Below are 1,648 nucleotides of genomic sequence, written 5' to 3' on the forward strand. Positions count from 1 at the left end.
GGCCAGTTCGGCGCGGCGGGCCGTACGCGTGCCGTCGGCCGGCGAGGCCAGCGCGCCTGCCCCGACGTTGAAGCGGTAGGTCACCGCCTCCGAGGCGTTGCCCGCCCGGTCCAGCGTGTACGTCGTCAGCGTGTGCGGTCCCGCGGCCTGCGGGGTCACCGTGAACGTGACGGCCGCGCCGGTCGTGGCCGCCGTGGCCGTGTCACCGTCGTCGAGCCGGTAGGCGATCTTGGCGACGTCGGAGTCGGCCGGCGTGGCGGTGAACGAGGCCACCTCACCGGCGTCGCCGTGCCATCCGGAGTCCGGGTGGGAGCCGCTGGTCAGCTTGGGTGCGGGCGGCGGCGTGGTGTCGACGGTGAACTGCCGGGAGGTGGACTGCAGGGAGTCCAGCGAGCCGTCGTTGGCCCAGCCCTTGAGCGTGTAGGTGCGGCCGTTGGCCAGCTTGCCGGCCGGCACCGCGGCGTCGGAGAATCCGCCGGAGGCCACGTACGCGCCGTACAGGCCGGTGATGACCGCGGTGCTGCCGTCGTACACCTCGAACTTGGCGCGCACGTTGCCGCCGTCGGCGTCCCCGACGTGGGCGTACAGCCGCGGCGTCACCGAATTGGTGTAGAGGGTGCTGTTCACCTCGCTGTTCGGGCTGGTCCAGACGGAGAGCGGCGTGCTCGGGTTGCCGTTGTACGTCACCGCGATGTACGGCGTGTGCGAGGCCGCGTTGCCGGAGTTGAACCGCTTCCACCCGTACGGGTCGGACTCGTCCGAGGCGCGCAGCCCCATGCCGGACTTGGCCCAGCCCTTGTCCGCCCAGTACTGGGCCAGCGACGTGACGTTGGCGGTGACCCAGCCTGCGGCGCAGGCGGAGCCGTAGCCCTTGGTCTGGCTGGAGGTGGCGTACTTGGCCGCCATGGTGGGGCCCGGGTAGCGGCTGGAGGCGGAGGCCTGGTCGGCGCTCCACACCTCCCAGTTCTTGGCCGTGCACGACCAGGAGTGGAAGTCCCACAGGTTGAGCGTGGCGGACAGGATCTTCCGCCCGGCCAGGCCGGAGGTGTTCCAGGTGATGAACGACTTGGCGATCTGCCCGCTGCCGTTGTTGCCGAGCTTGAGTTCGGTGGAAGCGGAATTGTCGGTGTTGTAGCCCTGCTGCACGAACGTGTCGAACACCTCGCCCACGTTGACCGACGGGTCGACGGTGACCGGGTAGGCGGTGGCGGGGTCGTTCAGGAAGGCCGGGTCGGGCGTGAGCACGAGGTCCTTGCCCGACACCTCCATCTTCACCGGCGCGCGATGCGTGTGCTCGCCGGAGGACTGGTCCACCCGCGCGTCCCACATCACGGGCGCGGGCACGGTCGCGGCGACCTTGCCGCCCTTGCCCACCAGCTCGACGCCGCCGTCCTTGGCCTGGCGGGCCGTGAGCCCGGGAGCGTCCAGCCTGAGCCGGTAGGACAGCGGGGCGGTGGGCCGCTGCTTGAGCAGCAGGAACTGCTCGGCGCCCGTCCTGGTCGCGGTGACCGTCAGGTCCGCGCCGGGCAGCACGCCGGGGTAGGTGACGCTCTGGCCCGACACCTGCGGTGACGGGAGCGCGCCGGGCCAGCGCAGGGTCACGCGGGCGTTCCCGGCGGCCACGCTGATCAGGTCGGTCCCGCCGGCC

Annotated in this window: 1 protein-coding gene; it reads right to left on the reverse strand. The window is 71.8% G+C overall.

What is annotated here, in order from left to right:
• On the reverse strand, positions 1–1,648 hold a 1,648-nt coding region (locus ACWDX9_RS63045), incomplete at both ends, for a DNRLRE domain-containing protein (protein WP_449973406.1).

The organism is Nonomuraea sp. NPDC003201 (assembly GCF_053590415.1).